The following is a 24,771-nucleotide window of genomic DNA, read 5'->3' as shown; positions in this document are numbered from 1 at the left end:
TGAGGAGTGAGGCGATGGACCAGGGAACCCCCGCGGCGACCGGGACCGCGACGACCACCGGCGCGGCCGACGTGCCGGACGCGGAAGGGGCGGCCTCCCGCGAGGCCGCCCCTGACGTGCTGTCACACCGTTGTGCCGTGCGGTCCCCCGGGACTGCTAGAAGCCGCAGTACTCGAAGCTGCCGCCGTTGCTCAGCAGGTCGTCCCGGACCCAGCCGTACAGCTTGTCGGTGTCGTTGCGCAGGTACGTCCAGGTGTAGCCGTCGTTGCCCACGGTGTAGCAGTGGTAGTCCAGCTTGTCGTTGCGGTACGCGATCCCCCTGCTCGTACAGCCGGTGCTGGAGCCGGTCCGCTCGTTGGCCCCGTTGGCGAAGTACCCCCAGGACGAGCTGTCCTTGTCGCCGACCGTGGTCCCGCAGGACGCGTGGGCGGCGGCAGAGGTGGCGGTGGCCATCGGAACGGCCAGGGCCGCAATGGCGACCGCGGGAAGTAGTGCGGCGAGTCGACGCTTCACTGTGAAACCCCCATAAGTGTCGTTCGTCGGTGGTGCGGCCCCGGTACCGAAGGCACCGGAGCGGGTGGAGCCGCCGCCGCGCCTTCCGAAGGCGGGCGGCGTAAGCACCTTCGCCATCCGACGGACCTGAAGAAAGCGTTCCGCGGTCGTTTGGCCACTTTCGGTGCCCAGGAGGCCTGAACCAATCCGGGTGAAAAACAGCCATTCGGGGGATGAGCCGACGGAAGGTGTACACGTGCAGCATTCACTCCAGCCACCACCGGTACATGCCGTACTCGGGGAGAACCGATCGGAGGGGCACCGTTGAGCGCACGCGCCGGGACGGCCGGAACTGGGGAAACGCGATGAGTTTCCGGTTGCGGGTGCTGGGTCTGGTCATGCTGGTCGCCCTGACCGCCACCGCCGCGACCGCGTGGCTCACTTTGCGTCAGGCCAATCGTCAGGTCCAGGAGACCGTCAGCGCCGGGCAGCAGGAGGTCTCCCGGATCACCGGCGAACTCCGGGTGTACGGATTCGCGCACGGCACCTGGCAGGGGCTCTCGCCCACGGTGCGGGAACTGTCCCGGGACACCGGGCAGCGCGTCCGGGTCGCCACCGAGGCAGGGGTCCTGCTCGCCGACTCCGACGCCCTCGCGGGCCGCGAACCCCGCCCCCCGAGCAGCCGGCCCGCGGTCGTGGTCGACGCCCGGCCCGTCCTGCGGTTCCCCGCGGGCCAGTCGCCCCAGCTGTCGGTGAAGACGGCGGCCACCGCGGTCGCCGGCTACCGCTCCTCGGCGGCGTACGCGGCCTGCCTGACCCGGGCGGGCGCCCAGGTGTCGGCGCGCCCGGACCGCTTGGGGGTCCCGCTCGTGGTCACCGACCGCCGGTCCGCGCAGTGCCAGGAACGGCCCCGCGGGGCCGACCCGCGCACCCCGGAGGACCTGCGGGCGCTGCGCGCCTGCGAGCCCGTGCGGCCCCTCGCCCCGTGCCTGCAGCGGGTGTTCAACGAGCGGGCCGCCTCCGTCGCCCCGCCCCGGCTGGAGGTGCGCCTCGGCTACCGGGACGAGTCCCCGCCCACCCTCGCCGCCGCGCCCACCGTCGCCGTCGCGGCCGGGGTCGCCCTGGCCGCCCTTCTCGGCGCCCTGCTCCTGAGCCGGGCCGTCCTGCGGCCGGTCCGGGCCATGACCCTCGCCGCCAAGGGGCTCGGCGAGGGCGACCTGGGCCGGCGCGTACCCGTCTCGGGGCGGGACGAGATCGCGCAGCTGGGCGGCGCCTTCAACCGCATGGCCGCCTCCATCCAGGCCGGCGAGGAGCGCCAGCGCCGCCTCACCGGGGACATCGCGCACGAGCTGCGCACCCCGCTGGCCAATCTGCGCGGCTATCTGGAGGCCCTGCGGGACGGAGTGGTCGACCCGACGCCCGAGCTGCTCGCCTCCCTGCACGAGGAGGCGCTGCTCCAGCAGCGGATCGTCGACGACCTCCAGGACCTGGCCCTGGCGGAGGCCGGGGCGCTCACGTACCACCGTGGCGAGGTCGACCTGCGGGAGCTGCTCGACACCAGCCGCACCGCCCACCGCGCGCAGGCCGAGACGGCGGGCGTCGCCCTGGAGCTGGACGCGCCGCGTCCGGTGTGCGTGAGCGCGGACCCGGACCGGCTGCGCCAGGTCGTCGGCAACCTCCTGGGCAACGCCCTGCGCGCGACGGGCGCCGGCGGCACCGTGACCCTGGCCCTGCGTCCGCGCGGCGAGCGGGCGGTCATGGAGGTACGGGACACCGGCAAGGGCATACCGCAGGAGGACCTGCCGCACCTCTTCGACCGCTTCTGGCGGGCGGACCCGTCCCGGGGCAGGGCGACCGGGGGCAGCGGGCTGGGGCTGTCCATCGCCCGTCAGATCGTCACGGACCACGGCGGGACGATCGGCGTGCGCAGCGCGGTCGGCGTGGGGACGACCTTCACGATCACCCTGCCGGCGGTTTCCCCGGCCGCGGGGACCTCAAGCGGGCGGGCTCAGTCAGGGGTGGGGCCGCCGCCGTCCGCGAGGCGGTAGCCCCGCCCGTACACCGTCTCCAGGTGGCGGGGCCGCCGGGGGTCCGGTTCCAGCTTCCGCCGGAGGTTCATCACATGGGCGTCGACGGTCCGCTCCAGCACGTCGCGGTCGAACCCGAAGACCCGCTCGATGATCTGCGCCCGGGTGAAGACCCGTCCCGGTTCACGCGCCAGCGTCTCCAGCACGGCGAACTCCTTGGCGGTCAGCGTCACCGGCCGCCCGGCCACCCGGACCTCGAAACGCGCGGTGTCCAGCTCCACCTCGCCCACCCGCAGCACCGCCGCCTCGGCACCGCCGGCCCTCCTCGACCGGCGCACCAACGCCCGCACCCGCGCGGTCAGTTCACGGGGGCTGTAGGGCTTGGTGAGGTAGTCGTCGGCGCCGAGGTCGAGACCGAGGAGCATGTCCTCCTCGGTCGTGCGCGCGGTGAGCAGCAGAATGGGAACGTCCGATTCGGCCCGCAGAATGCGGCACACGTCCAGTCCGTCGACCAGCGGCAGCATCACGTCCAGGACGATGAGGTCCGGATGCGACGAACGGGCCCGTTCCAGCGCCGCACGGCCGTCGGCCACGACCTGCACCGCATTGCCTTCGCGTTCCAGATAGATGCGGATCAGCCGAGACTGTTTCTCGTCGTCCTCGGCCACCAGAATCCGTGCGTTCAACGACTCTCCCCCAGCGAAGCTGCGCGGTCCCGTAACCGTCATACAACAGTGCCCGCGGATTTCCGACCGGCGCGGCACGCACGGATCCGTCCGCCGTGGTCGCGAAGCCCCCGGAGGATCCACGCAGGAGGGTCACACGGGCTGCACACAGTCCGGCGAAAGCACCGTTAGCGTTGCTGGCCGCTCGACTCCCCACGCGCTCGCGGCCGGGACGCGACCCGCGCTCCCCGGCACGGCCCTTCAGGAAGACCGCAGATGGACTACTGCTCCACGTGCCGCCGGCACCTCAACGGCGCCCTGGTGTGCCCCGGCTGCGGCGCCTACGCCCCGGACATCGCACCGGTGAACGCCGGGTCCCCGGGCGTGACGACGGCCACCGCACCCGCCGTCACCCCGCCGGACGCCTGGCACGACACCCCCCGACCCGGCGAAGAGATCCCGGCGTCCGCGGCGAAGGCGGACGGCCCGCCCGTCCGCACGGGCCGGGCCGCACGGCGGCGCCGGCGCGCGCAGTGGAAGAAGACGCAGCGGCGTGCGCTGGTCGCGACCGCGGTCGCGATGGTCGGGGGTGGCCTGACCGTCGCCTCGATGGACCGGGACACCGGCGACCGGGCGCAGGCGGCCACCGGTCCGGAGATGGCGGGCGCCGTGGGGGAGCAGCCGGCGAACGGGGCACCCGCCTTGCCGGGGCGGGTCACCGGGCAGCGGCCGTCGGCCGGCACGCAGTCGTCACCCACAGCGCGCCACCGGAGCCACCCGTCCGCCCCCGCGTCCCGGCTCGCGGCGGCCGACGCCCGGCCGGACGCCCCCGTCGAACCCGCCGCGGCACCGCCGGTGGCGCCGCAGGCCATCGCGCCCTCCCCCGTCGGCGCGCAGGCCGATGACGTCCAGCCGGCGAGCGGCCTGCCGTCCGCCCCGGCACAGCCGACGCCCCCGCCCGCACCGCAGCCCACCGGCGGGACGACGGCCCCGCAGACGCCCCCCTCGGCCGACCCCACCACCTCCCCGACGTCACCGTCGCAGCTCTGCCTGCTCGTGCTCTGCATCAGCTGACCCCGGGGGGCCGCCGCCCGGAATCAGTCGCCCGGCTCCTCGTCGAAGCTCGCGAAGTAGGCCGCGGCCATGTCCTCGTCGGCGTGGCCCTGGGCGGCGGCGCGGGCGAGGCGCTCGGCCACCGCGGCGGCCACGTCGAGGCGGACGCCGTGCCGTTCGCCCGCTTCCACGATGAGGCGGGCGTCCTTCTCCGCGGTCGCCACCGCGAAACTCGGCGGGGTCAGCCGGCCGTTGAGGAGGACATCGGCCTTGGCCCGCAGGTAGCCCATGTCGAGGGGGCCGCCGGCGATGAGGTCGAAGAACCGCTGCGGGTCCACGTCCAGTCCCCGGGCCAGCGCCAGTACCTCCCCGGTCGCCGCGGTGACCGCGAGGACCCAGCTGTTGGCGACGAGCTTCAGGCGCGTGGCGCTGCCCGCGGCGCCGTCCTCGCCCGTCCAGACGGTGCGGGCGCCCACCGCGTCGAAGACCGGCGTCACCACGTGCCGGCCCTCCTCGGGCCCCGCGGCCAGCACGGTGAGCTGCCCGGCCTCCGCGGGCTGGCGGGTGCCGAGCACCGGGGCGTCGTAGAACACCAGGCCGTGCTCACGGGCGAGGTCCGCCAGTTCCCCGACGGACTCCAGGCCGACGGTGGTCGACTGCACCCAGGCGGCGCCGGACGGCAGCGCGGGCGCGGCCTCGCGCATGACGTCCCGTACCGTGCCGCCGTCGTACAGCATGGTCAGAACGACATCGGCGTCCCGCACCGCCTCGGAAGGGGTGGCGGCGACCTGGGCGCCGTCCTCGGCGAGCGGCTCGGCCCTGGCGCGGGTGCGGTTCCAGACACGGACGCTGTGCCCGGCCTTGACGAGGTTGCGGGCCATGGCGGCACCCATGATCCCGGTGCCCAGGACGCTCACGGTGCGGGTCTCGGTCATGTCGGCAACATCCCTCTCCGTGCGGTGGTTACGCCGGCGTGATCACGCCGGCGTCCATCATGCGCGCTCAGCCGCACGCCGTCCCCGCGTACCCGTGCCGAGCCGCCCGACCCCTCGCCGGCGTGACCGCGTCAGGCGAGCTTGTTCAGCAGCTCGTCGGCGACCGGCGCCGAGGACGCCGGGTTCTGCCCGGTGACGAGCGTGCGGTCGACCTGGACGTGCGGCGCCCACGGCTCGCCCACCTCGACCTTCAGCCCCGCCTCGGTCAGCCGGTCCTGCAGCAGCCACTCGGCCTTCTCCGCGTTGCCCGCGAGCTGCTCCTCGGCGTTGGTGAAGGCGGTGACGTGGTAGCCGGCGAACGCGTTGCGGCCGTCCTCCTTCACCGCCGCCAGCAGCGCGGCAGGACCGTGGCAGACCACGCCGACCGGCAGACCGCCCTCCAGGGCGCGGGTGAGGACGCGGCCGGAGTCGGCGTCGACCGCCAGGTCCTCCATGGGGCCGTGGCCGCCGGGCACGTAGACGGCGTCGTAGTCGTCCGTGGTCACGTCGGCGAGCGCCACCGGGCGGGCGAACTCGGGGGCGGTCTCGATGACCTGACGCAGCCGGGCCGCCTCCTCCTCGCCGCCGACCGCCTCCGGGGCGAGGCTGGCCGGGTCGACCGGGGAGACGGCGCCGCCCGGCGTGGCCACGGTGACCTCGTGGCCGGCGGCCTTGAACGCCTCGTAGGGCACGACCGCCTCCTCGGCCCAGAAGCCGGTGCGGTGCTTGCTGCCGTCGGCCAGGGTCCACTGGTCGGCCGCGGTCATCACGAACAGGATCCTCGCCATGGTCGTGTCTCTCCTCGAAGTGGTGCGTGGTGCGGACGGTCCCGACGGTAGGAGGGCACGCCTCCGCCGGGCCGACGGGGCCGCCGATGACTCCCATCGGAACCCCGATGACCCCTCTCCTCGGCGATACTCTCGCTCACCGAGATCTTTCCCAGGAGTGTGCATGGACGATCAGAACCCGATGCTGGGACTGGTCCACTTGCTGCGCGCGGTCACCGTGGAGTTCGACCTGCTCGGTGCCGAGTTCGCCGCGCGCCACGGCCTGCACCCCACCGACGTGCGCGCGCTGATCCACCTGCTGGACGCGGCACGGGACGGCACCCCCGCGACGCCAGGACGGCTCGGCCGGCAGCTGCGCCTCAACTCGGCCGGAACCACCGCGCTGGTCGATCGGCTGGAACGGCTCGGCCTGGTCCGGCGCGGCAGGGACACCGCTGATCGGCGACGCGTGCTGCTGGAGGTGGAGGGGAAGGCCACCGAACTGGGGTGGGCCTTCTTCGGGCCGGTGATCGGGAAGGTGGTGGCGACGGCGGAGGAATTCCCATCGGGCGACCTGGAGACGGTGCGTCGCTTCCTGACCCAGGTGCTGCGGTCCACCCGGCAGCTGCGATCGATCTGACACCCTCGGTCGCCCACCCACGCCAGGGGCCGTGTCGGGGGTGTCCACCCGCAGCGGCCGGCGCGTCTGTGCCGGGTCCCCCGCCAGGAGACCGGGTTCACGCCGGTCCGAGGGCGGACAGCCCCCGGGCGCGGCTCCGACCCGCCACGCAAGGCGTCGCGACCGCACGCCCCAGGCGGGGAACAGGACACCGTACGGGTGGCGCCCACGTGCGCACTCCCTCCGGCGGTCCTTCACTGGAGGGGGACCACCGCGGGAGGAACGCGGCGAAAGAGCAGCGGGAGGATCCATGTGCGGTCACCGCGCACGCTGGACGACGGCTGCCGCGCCGGCGGTGGCCGCGGCCATGGCCCTGAGCGGCTGCTCCGACGACGGCGGCAGCCCGTCGGACACGGTCAGCAAGGCGTCGTCCGCCGCCGCCTCCCTGGCCTCGAAGGCCAGCGAGGGACTGGCGTCGGCGACCGCCGAGGCGGGCCGCAAGCTGGACGAGGTCAAGAACGGCGTCGACGCGCGCAGTTCCGTGCGGCTCGGCCGGCCGGTCACGGCGTCCGACGGCCGCACCACGGTCGACGTCGACGTCACGAACCCGGCCAGGTCGACCAAGTCCTTCACGGTCCAGGTCAACTTCAAGAACTCCAACGGCACCCTGGTCGACACGGCCGTCATGTCCATCGACGACGTCCCCGCCGGAAAGAGCGGCAAGGGCACGGCCCGCAGCACTCACCAGCTCTCCGGCCAGGTCAAGGCCGAGGTGGGCACCGCACTACGGCACTGAGCACACCGCGGACGACGCACCGCGACACCACCCCCCGCCCCACACCAGCCCCCGCCCCGCCCCGCCCGGAACGAACCTTCCCAAGGGCAGACCTTTACAAGAACCAAAGGTTCCGCCCCGCCCCGCACCCCGTACAGGTGTACGTCCGGACCGCGCACGCGCGGGATCACCACAACGGGTCAGGAGGCACAGTGCGCCTTACACGGAACGCGACGGGAACGCTCTTCGTGGGCGGAGCGCTCGCCCTGACACTGGCCGCGCTCTCCTACCCGGCCATGCTCGGCGTCCAGACCGTCTCCGGATCGTCCTCCCGCGTCATCGCGCAGACCCAGTGGGGTCCGCTGACGGAGGGGGACCGCGACTTCGTGGTCAAGGTGCGCGCCGCCGGGCTGTGGGAGTACCCCGTCGGGCAGATGGCCGTCAAGAAGGGCACCACCGGCGCGGTCGTCACCGCGGGCCGGCACCTCATCGCCGGGCACGCGGCCCTGGACGCCAGCTGCCGCAGGATCGCGCCCATGCTCGGCATCACGCTCCCCGACGTGGCGAGCCCGCAGCAGCAGGGCTTCGTCGACACGCTCACCGCGGACAGCGGCAAGCAGTTCGACACCGACATGGCAAACATCCTGCGCGTGACCCACGGCTCGATCTTCAACACGATCGCCAAGATCCGCTCCACCACGCGGAACAGCCTGGTCCGCCAGCTGGCCGACCAGGCGAACACCACGGTGCTCGATCACATCACCGTGATGGAGAAGACCGGCCTGGTCGACTTCGACCAGGTCCTCTTCCAGGAGACGGCCCCGCCGAAACTGCCCGCCTCGGACCTGACCCCGCCGCCGCCGGTCCCGGGCCGACCGCAGGTCGTCCTCCCCCCGCCGGCGGACGGCACCGCGCCCTCCGCCCCCCAGCCGCCGGCCGGCACCGCACCCTCCGACACACCGCCGCCCCCGGCACCCGCTCCCACGGTGGGCTGAGGGGGCGCGCGGCCCCACCCACTCGCTCGGTGCGCCCGGTGGCCGCCTCGGCCGCCTACAGCCCCAGCCAGACCGTGGTGTCCGGCCCGAGCCGGCCGTCGTCGAGCGGGGCGCTGCTGAGCAGCACCTCGCCGGCCGGCAGCCGCACCGCCTCGCCGGACAGGTTGGTCACGCACCGCCAGCCGTTGTCGCGGGTGAACTGCAGCACCCCGGGCGGGGTGTCGTCCGCCCAGGTCAGCGACTCACCCTCCAGCAGCTTGCGGCGCAGTCGCAGCGCCGACCGGTACAGCTCCAGCGTCGAATGCTCGACGCCGTCCTGCGCCTCCACCGCGTACGACGCGAAGCGGGCCGGCTGCGGCAGCCAGGCCCCGCCCGCCCCGAAGCCGTACGACGGGCCCGTGGCCGTCCACGGCAGCGGCACCCGACAGCCGTCGCGGCCCTTGCGCACGTGCCCCGTCTGCGCCCAGATCGGGTCCTGCAGCACCTCCGTGGGCAGGTCGGCGACCTCGGGCAGGCCGAGTTCCTCGCCCTGGTAGACGTAGGCCGAACCGGGCAGCGCCAGCATCAGCAGCGTCGCCGCCCTGGCCCGCCGCAGCCCGGCCGCCTCGTCGACCGCCGGGGCCCGGCCGCCGGACAGCAGCCAGGCGTTGCCGTCCGTGCCGGGCGGCAGCATCAGCCGGGAGGCGTGGCGGACCACGTCGTGGTTGGACAGCACCCAGGTGGCCGGCGCGCCGGCGGCCCGGGCGCCGGCCAGCGACTCGGTGATCACCTCGCGCAGCTCGCCGGCGTCCCAGCCGGTGTTCAGGTACTCGAAGTTGAAGGCCTGGCCGAGTTCGTCCGGACGGGCGTACAGGGCGCGCCGGTCACCCGGCACCCAGGCCTCGGCGACGGCCGCTCGGGGCGGGCTGTAGGCGTCGAAGATCTTGCGCCAGTCGCGGTAGATCTCGTGCACCTCGTCCCGGTCGTAGTAGGGGTGGCTCCCGGCCTCCACGCCGAGCAGGGCGTCCTCGCCGGCGGCGCCGACGTTCCCGACGTCGCGCAGCGGCTCGTCGAGGTCCTTGGCGAGGGCGTGCGCCACGTCGACGCGGAAGCCGTCGACTCCGCGGTCGGCCCAGAACCTGAGCGTGGTGCGGAAGTCCGCGCGCACCTCCTCGTTCCCCCAGTTGAAGTCGGGTTGCTGCGGGGCGAACAGGTGCAGGTACCACTGGCCGTCCGGCACCCGCTGCCAGGCGCTGCCGCCGAAGACGGACTGCCAGTCGGTGGGCGGGAGCTCGCCGTGCGCCCCGCGCCCGTCGCGGAAGACGTACCGCTCGCGGGCGGGCGAGCCGGGGCCGGCGCTCAGCGCCTCCTGGAACCAGGGGTGCCGGTCGGAGGAGTGGTTGGGGACCACGTCGACGATCATCTTCAGGCCCAGCCGGTGCGCCTCGGCGACCATGGCGTCGAAGTCGTCGAGCGTGCCCAGCCGGGGGTCCACGTCGCGGTGGTCGGCGACGTCGTAGCCGCCGTCGGCCAGCTCGGAGGGGTAGAAGGGGCTGAGCCACACGGCGTCGACGCCGAGGGCGGCCAGGTGGGTCAGGCGCTGGGTGACGCCGCGGATGTCGCCGAGCCCGTCGCCGTCCGCGTCGGCGAAGCTGCGGGGGTAGACCTGGTAGACGACGGCCTGCCGCCACCAGTCCGGGCTCCTGGACGACAGGTCGGGCGTCGACTCCTGCGGGGCGGTGCGGCTCGAGCGGACGGTCACGCGGCCTCCTCTTCGGCGGTGACGGCTTCGGGTCGAAAGCAGCGACTATGACACCTCTGTCCACTTCGCCGGAAAGTGAACACCTTCTGCTCCGCCCGGGCCGCCGAGCGCCGGGGCGCACGCCCGCCGGCCGCTGTCCGCCGTCCTCAGCCGGCGCCCGCCATCAGCCGCTGCCCGGCACCCGCCGCCGTCAGCCGGCGCCCGCCGCGCAGTGGGACAGCAGCGCGGCCACGTCCGGGGCGACCACCCGGTAACGCACCACCCGGCCCTCCTTCTCGCCCGACACGACCCCGGCCGCCCGCAGCAGCCGCAGGGCCTGGGAGACGGCGGGGTCGTTCATGCCCGTGGCGATCGCGAGATCGGACACGGCCAGCGGCCCCGTGCGGTGCAGGGCCAGCAGGAGCGCGAGCCGCTTGGGGTCGCTGAGCAGGGAGAAGCGGTCGGCCCAGGCGCGGACGTGCCCGGCGTCGCCGATGGCGGCGACGGCGTCGCACACCCGGTGGCCGTCGATCGTGCGGCGGTCCGCGCGGTCCGCGGGGACGAGATGCATGCCGTCATCCTCGCAGGTGCCCGGATGTGATCTTCCATACCTGCGCAGATGCGCAGCTATGCAGGGCACCGCTTACGGCCCTACGGTGGGCGCGCCGTGGTGTTCGGGAAGCCGGTGACGGCCCGTCAGGGCCCATGCCGGAGCGGCCCTCGCCACTGTGATCAGGGAGTTGCCGGTCCACGTCCCCCAGGGGGACAGCCACTGGCCGTCGCGGGACGGCCGGGAAGGCGGACCGGCGACGCACGACCTGTAAGCCAGGAGACCGGCCACGGCAGCTCACGAAGTGATCCACGAGGTGCTGGAGCGTGATGACCGGATGACCCTGCCCGACCCTGCCCGCAACCCGGCGGCCTTCGCCTGGCGGCGTCAGGACACCCTGAGGACCGCCGGCCTGATGGCGGCGATAGCAGCACTGCACGTCGTCGCCTTCGGGATCCTCCTCCTTCTCGTCGTACCCGGCCACTACGAGGTCGGGTCCAAGGCCTTCGGCCTCGGCCTCGGCGTCACCGCCTACACCCTCGGGGTGCGGCACGCCTTCGACGCCGACCACATCGCCGCGATCGACAACACCACCCGCAAGCTGATGGCCGACGGCAGACGGCCGGTGTCGGTCGGCTTCTGGTTCGCCCTCGGCCACTCCAGCGTCGTCGTGGTGCTCGCCGTGATGATCGCCGGCGGCACCCGGCTCGCCGGGCGGGTGATGAGCGAGGAGTCGCACACGCACCAGGCGCTCGGCCTCATGGGGACGACGATCGCGGGCACGTTCCTCTACCTCATCGCCGCCCTGAACCTGGTCGCCCTGGCCGGCATCCTCAGGGTCTTCCGGTCGATGCGCGCCGGCACGTACGACGAGAGCGAACTGGAACGGCACCTGGACTCCCGCGGTTTCGTCAACCGCTTCCTCGGGCGTCTCACCCGGTCGATCTCCCGTCCGGGCCAGATGTACCCGCTGGGCTTCCTCTTCGGCCTCGGGTTCGAGACGGCCACCGAGGTCACGCTGATGGTGATGGCGGGCTCGGGCGCGGCCGCCGGGCTGCCCTGGTACGCGATCCTGTGCCTGCCGCTGCTGTTCACCGCGGGGATGTGCCTGTTCGACACCCTCGACGGCACCTTCATGAACGTCGCCTACCAGTGGGCCTTCTCGCACCCCGTCCGCAAGGTCTACTACAACCTCACCATCACCGGCCTGTCCATCGCCGTCGCCTTCTTCGTCGGCACGATCGAGCTCGTCGGCGTCGTGCACGACCGGTTCGACCTGCGGGACGACGTGACCGGCTGGATCGCCGGGGTCGACCTGGACAGCGTCGGCTACGTCATCGTCGGCCTGTTCGTCGCGGTGTGGGCGGCGGCACTGGCGTACTGGAAGGTGGCGCGCGTCGAGCAGCGGTGGACGGTGCCGGCGGCCGACACGCGGTAGGCGCTGCCGTCATCGTGACGCCGGGGCGGGGCCGGCCGGGGGCCGGGACTGTCGTCCGGTCGGGCGCCCGTGGGCCGCCGTTCCCGGGTCGAACGGCGCGGCGCGCTGGTGAGCGGGGCGCCTCGGTGGTGCCGTGAGAGACGACCAGTTCCCCGGGCACCTCTGGAGGCATCCGTGATCCGTCCCCCGGCCCGCTCCCTGAGCGTCCCCGCCCTGACCGCGGCCGTCCTGCTGACCGCGGCCGCCTGTTCCGCAGGAGTCCCCGGACCCCGCGTCGCCGCCTCGTCGTCGGCCGACGTGTCCGCGGCGGGGCGACTGCCGGCCGCCTCGCCCCCGCTCACGCAGACCCAGGCGCAGGCCGCGCTGATCACCGACGCCGATCTCGGGAAGCCGTGGGCGCCGACGCAGGGCGCCGCGACCTGGCGGGACGGCCTGCTCAAGGCCCGGACCGCCACCCGCGACTGCCAGCAGCTCCTCGACGCCCTCTACGCCGACGAGCTGCTCGGCACGCCGAAAGGCACCCACTCGGTGGTCGCCTTCGACCAGACGGACACCGAGGCGCAGCTGCGCTACCAGGTCCTCGCGCTGCGCCCGGCCGACGTCGACCGGACCCTGGCCTGGCTCGGGACGCTGCCCCGCACGTGCGCGAACTTCACCGCGAGGACCACACGGAACGGCGTGCAGGACGTACAGGTCTTCGAGCAGACGCTGCCCTACTTCGGGGACGCGTGCAAGGGCCTGGTGGTGAGGGTGACCGACGACGACCCGGGCGCCGACGAGACGACCACGCTCGTCCTGGACGTGGCCGCCGTACGCGTCGGCGATGACGCGATCACCGTCACCAACGGCGGCACCGGCGCCGTGTCGGCCGAGTCCACCCAGCAGGCGCTCCAGCGGGGCGTGGACCGGCTGGCGAAGGTCCACCGCCAAGGCCGCGCGAGCGCGTGAGCGGTACGTGGGGCGCGGCGGGCCGCACCCGGGTTACCACGGCTCGGGGGAGGCGGACCTGCACCGGCGCCGCGCCCAGCGCCGACGCACGACACCGGACACGCCCGCCTCCCGCGCACCCGCGCCCGGCGTCCCCGTGCCCAGCGCGTGAGCGTGCCGTGCCGTGCCGGCGAGGTCGACGAAGGCCCGCGTGAGCCGTGCTTCCCGGTGCGTCACAGCCTCCTCAGGACGTGGTCCGTCGCGGCCCGCAGGCGCGCGTGGTGGGAATGCCTGAGGGCTGTCCCGTAATCCGCGGTGGATCAGCGCTCGGCGTAGGACGCGGTGCAGCGCTGGGCGGAGGGTCGTCCTCATACCGGGTATTCGGGCGATCCGACAACGCGGCGAGGTGCCGTAGCTGTCGTCGTGCGCCCGTCGGGGATCGCTGGGCAGCCCTCAGTCACGGTCGAACCTCTTCCTGTGCCTGATCACCTCGCGTGCCACGTCGAGGGCGGTGCGGCCCTCGACGAACGCGCGGGCGCGCAGCCGTGCCAGGGCCTCGTCCGCCGCGGCCCCGAGCTGGGCCATGATCATGCCGATGGCCTGGTAGACCTCGTCCTGGTCGGTGGCGAGGCCGTTCAGCCAGGACCGCTGTCCCTGGGCGTCGTCGGTGTCGCCGCGCAGCAGGGACATCAGGGCGAGCGTCATCACCCCGGCCACGTGCTGCGCGGTGTCGAGTTCCTGCCGTCCCAGTTCGCGCGGGACGTCGCTGTACAGGTCGAGCGTGCCCACGCACACGGCGTCGTTGCCGAGGGGCAGGGAGTACACCGCCGCCACCCCCAGCTCGGCGGCCTGCTGCGCGAACACCGGCCAGCGCCGGGCGTCGCCGCCGTTGCTCAGGTCGCTGGCCAGCACGGGCGCCCCCAGCTCCGCGGCGTACAGGCAGGGCCCGTCGCCGAGGGTGGCCTGGACCGCGCCCATCCTGGCGGCCGCGTCGTCGCTGGCGCTGAGCTGCACGGGCATGCCGTCCGCGCGCAGCGAGACGCTCGCGCCCACCACCGGGAGCAGCTTGACCGCCAGGGCGCACAGCCGACGGGGGACCTCCTCGGGCGGCACGCCCCGCACTCCTCCGGCGATCACGTCCACCAGGTCTCCGCGCACGGCCGCCGGGCCGGCCGCGGGCTCCGTGGGCTCGTCCCCGGGGTGCGCGGCGGGATCGTCCACGGGGCCGGCGGAGTCGTCCACGACGTCGGTGACCGGATCGTCCACCGGGGCCCCCTCCCGCGTGGCGTCGCGGTCCTGGAGGCCGTCGTCGCCGCGGTCCCGCCGTGACGGGTCCTCGCCCTGGGCGCCGAAACCGTCGTCCCTGGGCCGCACGGCCACCGCCTCCTCACACCATCAGCGCCGCCTTTGCCGTCCGCGGGCCGTCACGGGCGGCCTGCCCGCGCGGGCCGACGGGCGCGGCGTGCCGCCCGCCCGCGGCGCGTTCATGACGACCCCGTACGGGGCACCGCCGACTACCCCGGGGCGGCACGGCGAAACCGCGTTCCGTCGGCCGCGCCCGCCACCGCACCCGCCCGGGCGCGGTCCTCACAGCGGCGGCTGCGCCGGCGCCGGACCCAGCGTCGTCGTGCCCGGGGCCGTACGGTGTCCCAGCCCGGTGCGGTACGCGTCCAGCGCCGCCTCCACCCGGCCGGTACGGCGGAAGAGGTCGCCGAGGAGGCGGCACAGGTCCGCCAGGTCGCCGGCCGCGCCCGCCCGCTCCAGCAGGCTGAGCGCGCGGACGTAGTGCTCCTCGGCCGTGTCCGTGTCGCGGGCGTCCTCCGCGATGATCCCCAGCAGCCGGTGCGCGGCGGCGGCGTGCACGGCCCCGCGCTCGGGGGAGAGGTCGCCGAGCACGTCCCGCAGCAGGGCGGCGGCCTCGGCCGACTTGCCGCGCCGGTGCAGCACGTCGGCGAGCTCCACGGCCACCTGGCTGGTGTAGAGGGCGGCGCGCCGCTCGGACAGCATGGCCCGCGCGGCGCGCAGTTCGTCCTCCGCGCGGTCCAGCTCGCCGTTCTGGGCGCAGACGTAGCCGCGCATCCAGTGGCAGTTGGCGAGCTCGGTGCGCAGGCTCAGCCCGCGGTACAGCTCGGCGGCCTTGGCGAGCGAGGCGTCGGCCTCGGCGAGGCGGCCCTCGGCGAGCAGGGTGCGGGCGACGGAGCGGTGCATCCGCGCCACCAGCGCCGGGTCGCCCGCCTTCGGGGCGAGGGCCAGCGCGAACTCGGCCGCCTGGGCCGCCCGCGCGTGCGCGCCCATGTCCATGTACGGCCCGATGACGCTGGCGTACAGCAGGAGCAGGGCGTCCGGGTCGTGCAGACCGCCGCGGTTGAGCTCGTCGAGGGTTGATTCCAGCAGGTAGACGGCGTAGCGCAGTTCACCGGCCAGGTAGTGGGAGACCGCCCGGCCGCGCAGCGCGGGGACGCGGGCCGGCAGAGGTGCGTCGGCGAGGGCCCGCTCGGACCGCTCGAAGTACTCCCGGCCGGCGGCCAGTTCGCCGGTCTCCAGGGCGCACTCGCCGAGCCCGAGCAGCGCGGCGGCCCGGACGTCGGCGAGGTCGTGCGCCTCGGCCTCCTCCAGCAGCCGCGCGTACTGCCCGGCCGCCTTCTCGGCCTCTCCGTCGGCGAGGGTGCGCTGCGCCTCGGTCAGCCGCAGCCGCAGGTCGGTGGCCAGGTGGGCCGGGCGCCCGGTGGCGAGCTCGTCGAAGGCGACCCCGAGCCGTCCCGCGAGATGGGTGAGCGCCTCGTCGGAGGGACGCACCCGGCCGGCCTCGAGCGTGGAGATGTACGCGGGTGTGTACGCCGGTTCCGCCAACTGCCGCTGTGTCAGCCCCTGTTCGAGACGCAGCCGCTGCACCCTGCGCCCGATGGTCTCCGGGTCGTCCCGCTTCGCCATGCGGTTCATCATGCCAGTAAGCGCAGTTACGGAAATCCCGTTCACCGACTCACCGCCGGACCGCTCCAAGTCGGCCAACCACGCCTGGCGGCCTTCCCGTTCGGGAGCGCCACCCCCTAGGTTGGAAGGCGCCTTAAGCGTGCTTAATCCATCACTGTCGTTGCGAGGTCGGTTGCCGTGCCCGGACGCCCTGTCCCGCGCCACGAACGCGTTCCCGCCCGGTACGTCAGAGGGTTCGGCGCGGCCCTCCTGGCCGTGGCGGCCCTGGTCGCCGCCGGCCACGCGACGCCGGCCCACGCGGCGGACGCGGCGGCACCGGCCCACCACGTCTCCCGGGCCCCTTAGGGACTGTCCGGCGGGCCCCTCTCGGCCCGCGGCAAGCCCCCGGGGGACGCCGATGCCGGGACGCCGCTGTCAGTCGGGAAGCGCCCGGCGCAGGGCCTTGTCCAGACGCCGGGCCAGCGTCGCGTCGTCCGGCGGATCGTCGTCGAACAGGGCGCCCAGCTCCGCGGTGAACGTCTGGGTGAAGGCGCCGTACAGCGGGGTGCGCGGGCGGGAGACCGCGTTGCGCAGCGCGGGCAGCAGGACGGCATGGGCGTAGCGCGGGCGGCCGGCGGCGTCACGGGGCATGCGGTCGGTGCTCTCGCCCGTGGGGGACGCCGAGGGGACCGCGGAGGCCGAGGTGCCCGCCACCGTGCACCGGACGTCGTTCCGTTCGTACGCCGACACCCGGGTCGCGGCGAAGCCCGCGTCGAGCAGGCAGCGCTCGCTCTGCGCACTGGTGAGGAACGTGACCAGCTCGGCCGCCTTACCGGCCCGCTGCGAGGCCCGCGTCACCGCCAGGTTCTGCCCGCCGAGCACCGCGCGTCCGGGCAGCGGGGCGACGCCGAGCTGCTGCTCGGTGAAGGACCGGTGGAGCGTGCGATAGGCGTACGGCCAGTGCCGCAGGAAGGCGGTGCGGCCGTCCGCGAAGTCGCCGAGCGAGGTCGCCTCGTCGGAGCGGACGGCGTCGTCGAGGGTGTACGGCCGCTCCGTGCGCCGGCGCAACTCGGCGATGCCGTCGGTCAGTTTCGCGGCGTCCCCGGTGTAGTGGCCCCGGTCGTCGGTGAGCGCGAAGTCGCCGGTGACCGACGCGAACGCCTCGACGGCGTTGACCGTACGGCCCTCGTACCCGGCGAGCTGCGTCGTCCAGGTCTTCTCGAACCCCGCCGGCCGGTGCTCGTCCAGCAGGTCCCCGAGGTCACGCACGTCCTGCCAGCGGGCGCCTGCGGGCAGGTCGGGGCGCTGGACCCCCACGGCGCGCAGATGGTCACGCCGGTAGTAGAGCAACCCGACGTCACTGTTGAACGGCACCGCGTACACCTTGCCCGCCCAGCGGGCCGTGCCGGCGACCGACGGGATGACGTCGCTGTCGACGGCCGTGTCCAGCAGCGGCCGGACGAGCCCGGCCTCGGCGAACTCGGGTACCCAGGTGACGTCCAGGTTGACCACGTCGTACCTGGCGCTGCCCGACTGCAGCGCCCCCAGCAGCTGGCTGCGCTGTTCGTCGGCGGAGCCGGGCAACTCGACCAGGCGGGCACGGTAGCGGGTGCCGTCCTTCTCCTGCTGCCGGTTCCAGGCGTCGATGAGCTGCTGGCGGATGCCGTTCTTGCCGGTCACGTCCCGGCCGCTGGCCACCACGATGTCGCCGGGCAGGTCGGCGGCGGGCGTCGCGGCCGGCTGCCGGCCGCTTCCCGTGCAGCCCGCGGCCGCGAGCAGCGGCGCGAGCAGCAGAAGGACGAGCCGCCGCACCACGGCCCGTCGCCGCCCCCCACCGCCCCCGCGCGCCCAGCCCCGCGCGCCGCCTCGTGCGGCGTCGGCCCCGCGCGCCCCGATGCGGGTGTCCTCCCCGTTCCGCGCGCTGTCGCCGCGCGGCGCGCCGTCCCCGCATGCCCCGCCCTGCGTGCCGGGCCCGCCTCGGGGGCCCGCCCCGGCGCGGATGGTAGTGCTTCCGCCTCCGTGCCGTGCCCGCGTCTCGCGCATGCCGTGCCGCTCCCGTCCGCCCTTCGCGCCCTTCGCGCCCAGCGCGTCCTCGCCGCCCGTTCCGCCCCGCGTGTCCGGGCGCATCAGCCCTCCCCCCTCCACCGGCGCGGCAGCCCGTCAGGGCGCCGGCTCATCAGTCCTCCCCCGTCCCGACACGTGCGACCTCGTCGTGCAGGAGCGTGCCGAGGTCGTCGCCCGCGTCCAGGCACCGTCCGCCGCTCGCCCCGGCGATCAGGGCGTCGGGGCGGCCCCGGTCGCACGCGCCACCGGCCAGGGACACCATGTCCACCGGCACCCCGGCCAGCGCCGCCTTCCCCAGCACGTCCTTGAGGTTGTCGCCGGTCAGCCGGTCGTGGTCCTCGTCGTCGGTGACGTAGACGATGAGCTGCGGCCGTTCGTCGTCCCGGCCCCGGCCCGCCATGTCGGCAAGCGCGGCCAGCAGCGCCCCGTGCGGGTCGGCCTCGGCGTCGCGGACCCTCGCCCCGCCGTCGACCAGGCGCTCGGCGTCCGCGCGGCGGTGCCGGTCGAAGCGGAGCAGCACGTCGTACCGCCGGTCGCCCGAGGTGCCGTACACCGACCACACGCCGTACTCGTCCTGGTCGCCGAGTCCGCCGAGGGAGTGCTTCAGCAGGCCGGGGCCGCCACTGGGGCCCTGCCACTGATCGGTCATCGAACCGGAGCTGTCGAGGAGGAAGAGCACCCGGCCGGGGCCGTCGGCGCTGCGGTAGCGCTCCAGGGCCGTGTCCAGCGCCGGCCCCTCGGCCGCGCCCGGCAGCGGACCGGGGTTGCGCAGGACGCCCTTGCCGGGGTGGTCCGCGTCGAGCAGGGGGTGCCCGGCGTCCGAGGCGGAGCGGAAGCCGGCCCGGCGGAACGCGGCGAGTCCCTCCTCGCCGGTCAGCCACGCGTGGAAGCGGCCGACCGCGTCGTCCCGCGCGGCCGCGTCCAGGTCGCCGCGGTCCCAGCGCACCCGCACGAAGGCGGGCGTCAGGGCCGGTACGTCGGTCGGGTACTCGGCGGTCCGCTTCTCCCGGGTGGCCTCGGCGCAGTCGACACCGCTCCGCAGCAGGAACTCCGGCACGAGCGCGGCGGTGCGGGTGTCGGCTGCGGTGTCCTCGGGCAGCGCGCAGAGCAGGGCGGCGGACGTGGGAGCGGGCGGCCCGGCGGGACGGATCCGCTGCTCGGCGACGCGCGCGCCGGCCGTGCCGGGGCCGTAGAGGCCGACCGTCGCCAGCAGGGCGGAGCCGGTCAGCTCCGGGTCGGGGCGGCGCACCTCGGCGTTGCGGTTCCGCTTGCGCAGATCGTCGACCAGCCGGGACAACGGGCGCCCGACCCGCTCGTTGAGCCGATCTCCGGCCATGTCCTGCGGCACGGCGAGCACGACCGGCGAGTACACGAACGCGGGGTAGGGCTGGAGTTCGGCGAACACGCGGTCGGTCCGGTCCGCGACGACCCGGTCCACGTCGGCCGTCGACGCGGGGATCCAGACGTCCGGCTGGGGGCCGACGTCCCGCTGCGGATTGGTGTCCTCGTCCTGCGGTTCCTGCCAGGCCCCGGTCTGCCGGCGCAGCGCTCCGACGGCGCCGGCGGCGCCCGCGCTGTAGACGGTGATGCCGGTCCGGCGGCAGCCGTGCCCGGTGGTGTTCGCACCGGAGGTGAGATAGGCGTCCGCGGCCGCGCGGACCGTCTCCTCCAGGTCCGGGTCGGTCAGCACGCGCAGTTCCAGCGGCGGGGCGCAGGTGTGGTCGTCGCCGAGGCGGAGGTACGCGTACGAGCCCAGGCTGAGGGCGGCGAGCGTGAGCACCGTCGTGATCACCACGGCGACCCGGCGGAGCGGACACCCTCCACCGGGCGGCCGGATCATGGAGCCGGCCCACCTCACGACCGCGCCGGCCAGGGCGCGCAGCCGGCCGACGAGGACGGACGCCCCACCCGGTGAGCCGGTGTCCTCCGTCGGCGTCACCGGCAGCCCCGGCGAGCCGGGCGGCGTCTGCGGCGGAACGTCCTCCGGCGGCACCACGACCGGCGTCTGCGGCGGAACGTTCCCCGGCGGCACCGCGACCGGCGTCTGCGGCCCAACGTCCTCCGGCGGCACCACGACCGGCGTCTCCGGCGCAACGTTCCCCCGCCCGGCCCCGGTCCGCGCGGACAGCAGCACGTCCGTGCCCGCCTCGCCCGCGTGCTGCGGTTCCCACGCGTCCCCGAGCGTCGTGGTGAGGCCCGACGCGGCCATCCGGGCCCGCAGCCCGTCGAACAGCCGCAGCAGGGACACCTCCCCGTCCACGTCGAGCAGGTCGGCGAGTCCGGCGGTGAACGGCGTCGGCCCCTTGTCGCCGCCGGCGTCGATGAGCCGGTTGGCCTGCACGCTCATCAGCAGCAGGATCCGCTGCCGGTGCTCGGAGTCGTGCCAGATCTTGGCGGCGTTACCCGCGTAGCAGCAGTCCAGGATCACCACGACCCGCTCCGCGCGGCTCCCGGCGAGCTCGGTGAGCACCCCGGTGAACTGGGCCGCGCCGGGGAACACCGCCCGGCCGCCCGCGACCACGCGCGCGTTGCGCATCTGCAGGAACAGCTCGTCGCCCGCGCTCGTCACGGCGCCGTGCCCGGCGAAGTAGCACAGCAGCAGGCCCTCGGCCTCGTGGGCGGCGGTGCGCAGCTCGTCGCTGAACCGGTCCAGGGACGGCGAACGGCACACGGTGATCTCACGCTTGTCGAAGACCCCGCCCCGGCACAGCACGGAGCTGAGCCGGTCGACGTTGTCCTGGACAGCGGGCAGCTCGCCGGGCACGCCGTCCGTCTCGGTCGGTTTCGTGTGGTCGTACCGCGAGACGCCGACCAGCAGCGCCCGATTGACCCGTCCGCGCGGGTCGAAACGGCGCACCGGGCTAACTCTCGTCGAGGGTCACCGGGTCGACGCGTTCCTCGGGCGGGTCCCCGCTCTCCACCTCCCGGCGGTTGGCCAGCCAGGCCGCCACCGCACGCCTGGTCTGGCCGAGCAGCTGCTCGAACCCGACTGTCGCGGCGGAGGTGACCACGGCCAGCACGATCTCCATGCCGGCCCCCATGTGGCCGGGCGGCCCGTCGGTGCGGGGCCGCTCCAGGATCCGCAGCTGCCCGGCGCGGACCAGTTCCTCCAGCGGTTTCTCCCGCTCCAGCCACGCCTTGAGCGCGCCGACGTCGCCTCTGCTCGCGCTTCCGTCCAGCCGCACCCGAATGCCTCGGCCGGCCACGCCCTCCCCCTCAGCCATAACTCACCATTCTGGCACCGGAGTCGGCGTTCAGGGAGGGGTCGTACGGGACGGAACGAAACGGGCTCGCGCCCCGGCGCGCGTCGTCCCCGAGGCGCCGGGGCGCCGTGCCGCCGTCGCGGTGCTGTTGCCGTTGCCTGCTGTCGCTGCGGGCCGCCCGTGGCGCTCAGTGCCGGGTCCGCAGCCGGTCCAGCTGCCGCCGGACGTCCTCCACCGCGCCACGGCGCCGTCCGGGCACGCGGCCGCGCAGGTCCGCGAGCAGCGGGCCGAGGTCGCCGGCCTCGGCCGGATCGTCGATCCGCCCCCACTGGTGGTGGGCCCGGTCGACGGCGGCCTCCACCTCGGCCGTTCCGGGGGACTGGCCCATGGCCAGGCGGGTGGCGGCGACGGCGAGCCAGGCCCGGCAGCTGCGGGCTGCGTCCCCGGCGAGCATGGCCAGGTCCGCGCGGACCTCGGTCCAGTGCAGGGCGTTCTCGGAGGCCGCTCCGTGGGCACGCACGGCGGCCTGCTCCCAGCGGGAGGCGAGCGCGTCGGCGTCGTCGTGCCGGCCGGCCTGCACGCAGGCGCTGATCGCGGCGTGCGGATCGGCCTGCGCACCGGGCACCCCGCCGGCGTCTCCCGCACCGTCCGGGGCGCCCGCTCCCGCGACGGCGCCACCACCGGCCGCGGTCCCGGTCGGCGTGCCGGGCGGCGCACCGGCCGCGGTCCCGGGTGCAACACCCGCGGACCCGTCCTGCGCGGTCCCGGCCGTCACCGCCTGCCCACCGGCCACAGCCCCGGCGTACACCCCGCCGGGCCCACCGACCGCAGCCCCCGTACGCACACCACCCTGCCCACCCGCCGCGGTCCCGGCGTACCCGCCGCCGCCCGGGAACGCGTCGGCGCCCGGGTACGCGCCGCCCGCCACGGTCCGGGCGTACGGGCCGGCCGGTGGCTGCGGCTGCGCCGTGAGCACGAGGTCCGTGCCGGCGCTCTCCTCGGCCAGCCGTCCCAGCACCTGCTGGTGCAACTGGTCCAGCGGCGGCCGCCGCCCGCTGCGCAGGATCGTCGCCACCGCCTTCATGTACGCCGGCGCCGCCACCGTGCGCCGGGGCGGCGGCGGTGCGATCCGGCCGTACACGGCCGCCGTGCGGCCCGAGTCCAGCGGACGGGTCCGCAGCAGCCGCCAGCACTCCTCGTCGGCGTGCAGGTCGGCCACGAGCGTCGTCGTCCCGGCCGGGCGCAGCCGGAGCTCCTCGCGCAGCCAGTGCCAGGGCAGGGCGGTGTAGCGGACCGTCGCCGGGGTGGTGCGGGCCAGCGCCAGGTGGGGCAGGTGCTGGCGCCGGTCGAGCTGGAGCTGGCCGGTGACGAAGACGGTCAGCGGCCCGGGGGCCGCCGCGGCGGCGCGCAGCCGGGTCAGGACGGCCTGCGGCTCCAGCGGGTCGGCGAGCTCGACGACGGTCGCGGTGTCCGTGCCGGAGAGCACGGCGGGCGGGACGGCGGCCAGCACGGGAAGCACGGATGCGGCGTCCACCAGACGCCCACGGCCCACGGGCGAGGCCGCCAGCAGCAGCACGGTTCCAGGCATCGTCCCCCCGTCGGTGATCCTGTCGGACGCCTACAGCAGCACCGTAGCCGCTGGATGCGCCCCGGTGGGTGCCGGACCTGTGGCCGGTCCCCGGCGGTCCGCCCACCGCGCCGTCCGGGCCGCCGAGTTGCCCGCGCTCCCGTGCCGGTGTGCGCTGGTAGGCGGGGGCCGACAGGAAGGAGTGCTCCGATGGCTCAGCCGGCACTCGCGCGCGGCGGCACCACGCGCACCCGCACGCCCGACATCCTCAGTGCGCGGACTCACGCGATCGGGCGGTGGGCGGTCCCCGCGGTGGTGGGCGTCGTCTACGGCTACTGGGCGGCGGCCAACCGGCGCCACGGCGGACCGATCACCGTCGGCAACTTCCTGTTCGGCCTGGTGACCGGCATCGTGCTGATGCTGCTGATGACCGGTGTCCTGTACCTCGCCCCGCACCTGAGCCGGGTGCCGCACGCCATGGTGTGGGGCGCGCTCGCCGGCGCGGCGGTCGGGTTCCTGTACGCCCAGACCGGCGGCGCCGTCGGGGCGGGCATCGGCCTCGGCCTGGCGACCGGCGCGGGTCTGGGCCTGTGCGTCTTCTACTGGGTCTACACGCACCAGACCCCGCACGGGTAGCCCGCCCACCACACCGGGGCTCCCCCGCAGAACCGCACCGGTTCGCCCGGCAGGCCGCGTCCCACCGGGCCGCCCGGCCGCTCGCTCACCCGCCAGGCCGCCTCCCACCCGGCCGCCGGCTCACCCGCCCCGCCAGACCGCCCGCCGGGCCGCCGTCTCACCCACCGGACACCACCGGCTCGCCCGCCGAGCCGCCGGACCGCAGACCGTCCGCCAGACCGCACCGGCTGTCCCGTCGGGCGTTCCCCACCCGCCCCGCCGGACCACCCGCAGCGCCCGCCGGGCGTTCACCTGCCCACCCCGCCGGACCGCCCGCCCAGCAGCCCCGCCGGGCCACCCGCCAGAACGTGCGCAACCGCCCGTTGACAGCCGGTCACCGGCGCTCACCCGAAAGCGGTTCTCCGCTGGCGAAGGCCGTCCCGGGGCCGTTGCCTGGAGAGGTGCCCCCTCGTCTGCGTGACGGCCTCGCGGCCGTGCTGATCGCCCTGTCCTGCCTGCTCGTGCCGCCGGGCGCGCTGTCGGCGTGGGCGGCGTACGGCCTCGCCGACACCGGCCGCTACGTCACCATGATGGCGCCGCTCGCCGGTGACCCGGCCGTGCGGGACGCGGTCGCGGACACCGTCGGGACCGGCATCATGGACAGGATCGACACCCGCAGGCTCGACGTCGCCCCGGTGCGGGCGTCGGTGGCCCCCTTCGTGCACGACGCGGTGCGCTCGTTCACGCAGACCGACGCCTTCCGCACGGCGTGGAACGCGGCCAACCGGGCCGCCCACGGCGCGCTCCTGCGCGCGCTGCGCGACGGGACCGACGGGCGCGACCGCCCGGTCACCGTCGATCTCGCCCCCGTCACCGCGCAGGTCAAACAGCAGCTCACCCGGGACCACGTGCCGCTCGCGGACCGCATCCCCGTCGAGCACACCGAGGTCGCCCTGCTCCCCGCCCAGGATCTGGGCCGCCTGCGGAAGGGATTCGACGTGCTCGAAGTCGCCGGCTTCTGGCTCCCCGTCGCCGCCGTCTCCTTCGCCCTCTCCGGAATCGCCCTCGCCACCCGCCGCCGCCGCGCGGTCACCGCGACCGCGCTCGGCACCGCGACCGGCGGCGCGCTGCTCGCGCTCGCCCTCGTCGTGGGCCGCAGCCTGACCCTCGCGGACCTGCCCGCCGAGGTCTCCCACCCGGCCGTGGGCGCGGTCTACGACGCTCTCACGAGCACCCTGCGCACGGTCGCCTGGCTGCTGATGGCACTCGGGCTGACGGTCGCCCTCGTCACCTGGCTCACCCGCCGCTCGGGCCGTCCGCGCCGGCCGCGTCTCATGCGACGCCGGCAGGGGCCCGCGGGGCACTCCCCGGCCCCGGCCGAGGGACCGACGCGAGCCCGGGCCTGACGGG

The 24,771-nt window shown here is 75.1% G+C and carries 20 protein-coding genes, 1 pseudogene and 1 riboswitch; of the genes and pseudogenes, 9 read left to right on the top strand and 12 right to left on the bottom strand.

The window, feature by feature from the left end:
• Positions 1-156: 156 nt before the first annotated feature.
• Complete coding sequence (locus ACWDNY_RS09845; RefSeq protein ID WP_451645213.1) at positions 157-513, bottom strand: SH3 domain-containing protein; 357 nt, start codon at positions 511-513, stop codon at positions 157-159.
• Positions 514-857: 344 nt separating this feature from the next.
• On the opposite strand from ACWDNY_RS09845, the gene ACWDNY_RS09840 reads away from it, so the two are divergent.
• Entirely contained in the window at positions 858-2,540 is a 1,683-nt protein-coding gene (locus ACWDNY_RS09840) for a sensor histidine kinase (RefSeq protein ID WP_451645212.1), read from the top strand.
• On the opposite strand, the gene ACWDNY_RS09835 is transcribed toward ACWDNY_RS09840, so the two are convergent.
• On the bottom strand, positions 2,501-3,205 hold the full coding sequence (locus ACWDNY_RS09835) for a response regulator transcription factor (protein WP_451645211.1): 705 nt from the start codon (positions 3,203-3,205) through the stop codon (positions 2,501-2,503). The two genes, ACWDNY_RS09840 and ACWDNY_RS09835, sit on opposite strands and share 40 nt — an antisense overlap.
• A gap of 255 nt (positions 3,206-3,460) precedes the next feature.
• Here ACWDNY_RS09835 and ACWDNY_RS09830 point away from each other — a divergent pair, with 255 nt between their 5' ends.
• Positions 3,461-4,258, top strand: a complete 798-nt coding sequence (locus ACWDNY_RS09830; RefSeq protein WP_451645210.1) for an SCO2400 family protein — start codon at positions 3,461-3,463, stop codon at positions 4,256-4,258.
• A 23-nt stretch (positions 4,259-4,281) separates the two neighbouring features.
• Here the strand turns inward: ACWDNY_RS09830 and ACWDNY_RS09825 are convergent.
• Both ACWDNY_RS09825 and ACWDNY_RS09820 read right to left on the bottom strand, forming a co-directional pair.
• Positions 4,282-5,190 (bottom strand): annotated as a pseudogene (locus tag ACWDNY_RS09825) (NAD(P)-dependent oxidoreductase); the annotation flags it as partial.
• A 113-nt stretch (positions 5,191-5,303) separates the two neighbouring features.
• Positions 5,304-5,999, bottom strand: coding sequence for a type 1 glutamine amidotransferase domain-containing protein (locus ACWDNY_RS09820; protein WP_451645209.1), 696 nt, complete (start codon positions 5,997-5,999; stop codon positions 5,304-5,306).
• A gap of 163 nt (positions 6,000-6,162) precedes the next feature.
• Between ACWDNY_RS09820 and ACWDNY_RS09815 the strand changes: the two genes are divergently transcribed.
• The 3 genes from ACWDNY_RS09815 (at position 6,163) to ACWDNY_RS09805 (ending at position 8,367) form a co-directional block, all read left to right on the top strand.
• Positions 6,163-6,618 carry a MarR family winged helix-turn-helix transcriptional regulator gene (locus ACWDNY_RS09815; RefSeq protein ID WP_451645208.1) on the top strand — a complete coding sequence of 152 codons (456 nt, stop codon included), beginning with the start codon at positions 6,163-6,165 and terminating at the stop codon, positions 6,616-6,618.
• A gap of 289 nt (positions 6,619-6,907) precedes the next feature.
• Entirely contained in the window at positions 6,908-7,393 is a 486-nt protein-coding gene (locus ACWDNY_RS09810) for a hypothetical protein (protein WP_451645207.1), read from the top strand.
• 227 nt (positions 7,394-7,620) lie between these two features.
• Entirely contained in the window at positions 7,621-8,367 is a 747-nt protein-coding gene (locus ACWDNY_RS09805) for a DUF4142 domain-containing protein (RefSeq protein WP_451645267.1), read from the top strand.
• Positions 8,368-8,422: 55 nt separating this feature from the next.
• Here ACWDNY_RS09805 and ACWDNY_RS09800 read toward each other — a convergent pair whose 3' ends face one another.
• Both ACWDNY_RS09800 and ACWDNY_RS09795 read right to left on the bottom strand, forming a co-directional pair.
• Entirely contained in the window at positions 8,423-10,108 is a 1,686-nt protein-coding gene (locus tag ACWDNY_RS09800) for a glycoside hydrolase family 13 protein (protein ID WP_451645206.1), read from the bottom strand.
• 190 nt (positions 10,109-10,298) lie between these two features.
• Positions 10,299-10,658, bottom strand: a complete 360-nt coding sequence (locus ACWDNY_RS09795; protein ID WP_451645205.1) for an ArsR/SmtB family transcription factor — start codon at positions 10,656-10,658, stop codon at positions 10,299-10,301.
• Positions 10,659-10,738: 80 nt separating this feature from the next.
• Positions 10,739-10,943, top strand: a riboswitch (cobalamin riboswitch).
• Here ACWDNY_RS09795 and ACWDNY_RS09790 point away from each other — a divergent pair.
• The gene (locus ACWDNY_RS09790) at positions 10,942-12,075 is read left to right on the top strand and encodes a HoxN/HupN/NixA family nickel/cobalt transporter (protein ID WP_451645204.1); all 1,134 of its coding nucleotides are present in this window, start codon (positions 10,942-10,944) and stop codon (positions 12,073-12,075) included. It overlaps the preceding riboswitch by 2 nt.
• Positions 12,076-12,249: 174 nt before the next feature.
• Entirely contained in the window at positions 12,250-13,023 is a 774-nt protein-coding gene (locus tag ACWDNY_RS09785) for a hypothetical protein (RefSeq protein WP_451645203.1), read from the top strand.
• Between the two features lie 432 nt (positions 13,024-13,455).
• Here ACWDNY_RS09785 and ACWDNY_RS09780 read toward each other — a convergent pair whose 3' ends face one another.
• The 6 genes from ACWDNY_RS09780 to ACWDNY_RS09755 all read right to left on the bottom strand — a co-directional run bounded on the left by ACWDNY_RS09780 (position 13,456) and on the right by ACWDNY_RS09755 (position 22,767).
• Entirely contained in the window at positions 13,456-14,376 is a 921-nt protein-coding gene (locus ACWDNY_RS09780; protein WP_451645202.1) for a GAF and ANTAR domain-containing protein, read from the bottom strand.
• A gap of 213 nt (positions 14,377-14,589) precedes the next feature.
• Positions 14,590-15,933: a tetratricopeptide repeat protein gene (locus ACWDNY_RS09775; RefSeq protein ID WP_451645201.1), complete on the bottom strand. Its 1,344-nt coding sequence runs from the start codon at positions 15,931-15,933 to the stop codon at positions 14,590-14,592.
• 414 nt (positions 15,934-16,347) lie between these two features.
• Positions 16,348-18,039 (bottom strand): extracellular solute-binding protein, encoded by a 1,692-nt coding sequence (locus tag ACWDNY_RS09770; protein WP_451645200.1) that lies wholly within the window; start codon positions 18,037-18,039, stop codon positions 16,348-16,350.
• Between the two features lie 49 nt (positions 18,040-18,088).
• Positions 18,089-20,833 carry a substrate-binding domain-containing protein gene (locus ACWDNY_RS09765; protein ID WP_451645199.1) on the bottom strand — a complete coding sequence of 915 codons (2,745 nt, stop codon included), beginning with the start codon at positions 20,831-20,833 and terminating at the stop codon, positions 18,089-18,091.
• Positions 20,834-20,837: 4 nt separating this feature from the next.
• Positions 20,838-21,200, bottom strand: coding sequence for an effector-associated constant component EACC1 (locus ACWDNY_RS09760; RefSeq protein ID WP_451645198.1), 363 nt, complete (start codon positions 21,198-21,200; stop codon positions 20,838-20,840).
• A 166-nt stretch (positions 21,201-21,366) separates the two neighbouring features.
• Positions 21,367-22,767 (bottom strand): hypothetical protein, encoded by a 1,401-nt coding sequence (locus ACWDNY_RS09755; protein ID WP_451645197.1) that lies wholly within the window; start codon positions 22,765-22,767, stop codon positions 21,367-21,369.
• A gap of 189 nt (positions 22,768-22,956) precedes the next feature.
• Here ACWDNY_RS09755 and ACWDNY_RS09750 point away from each other — a divergent pair, with 189 nt between their 5' ends.
• Both ACWDNY_RS09750 and ACWDNY_RS09745 read left to right on the top strand, forming a co-directional pair.
• Entirely contained in the window at positions 22,957-23,382 is a 426-nt protein-coding gene (locus ACWDNY_RS09750; RefSeq protein ID WP_451645196.1) for a hypothetical protein, read from the top strand.
• A 440-nt stretch (positions 23,383-23,822) separates the two neighbouring features.
• The gene (locus ACWDNY_RS09745; RefSeq protein ID WP_451645195.1) at positions 23,823-24,767 is read left to right on the top strand and encodes a hypothetical protein; all 945 of its coding nucleotides are present in this window, start codon (positions 23,823-23,825) and stop codon (positions 24,765-24,767) included.
• Positions 24,768-24,771 lie beyond the last annotated feature (4 nt).

The organism is Streptomyces sp. NPDC003697 (assembly GCF_053587115.1).
This window is presented reverse-complemented; position numbering and strand designations above follow the sequence as displayed.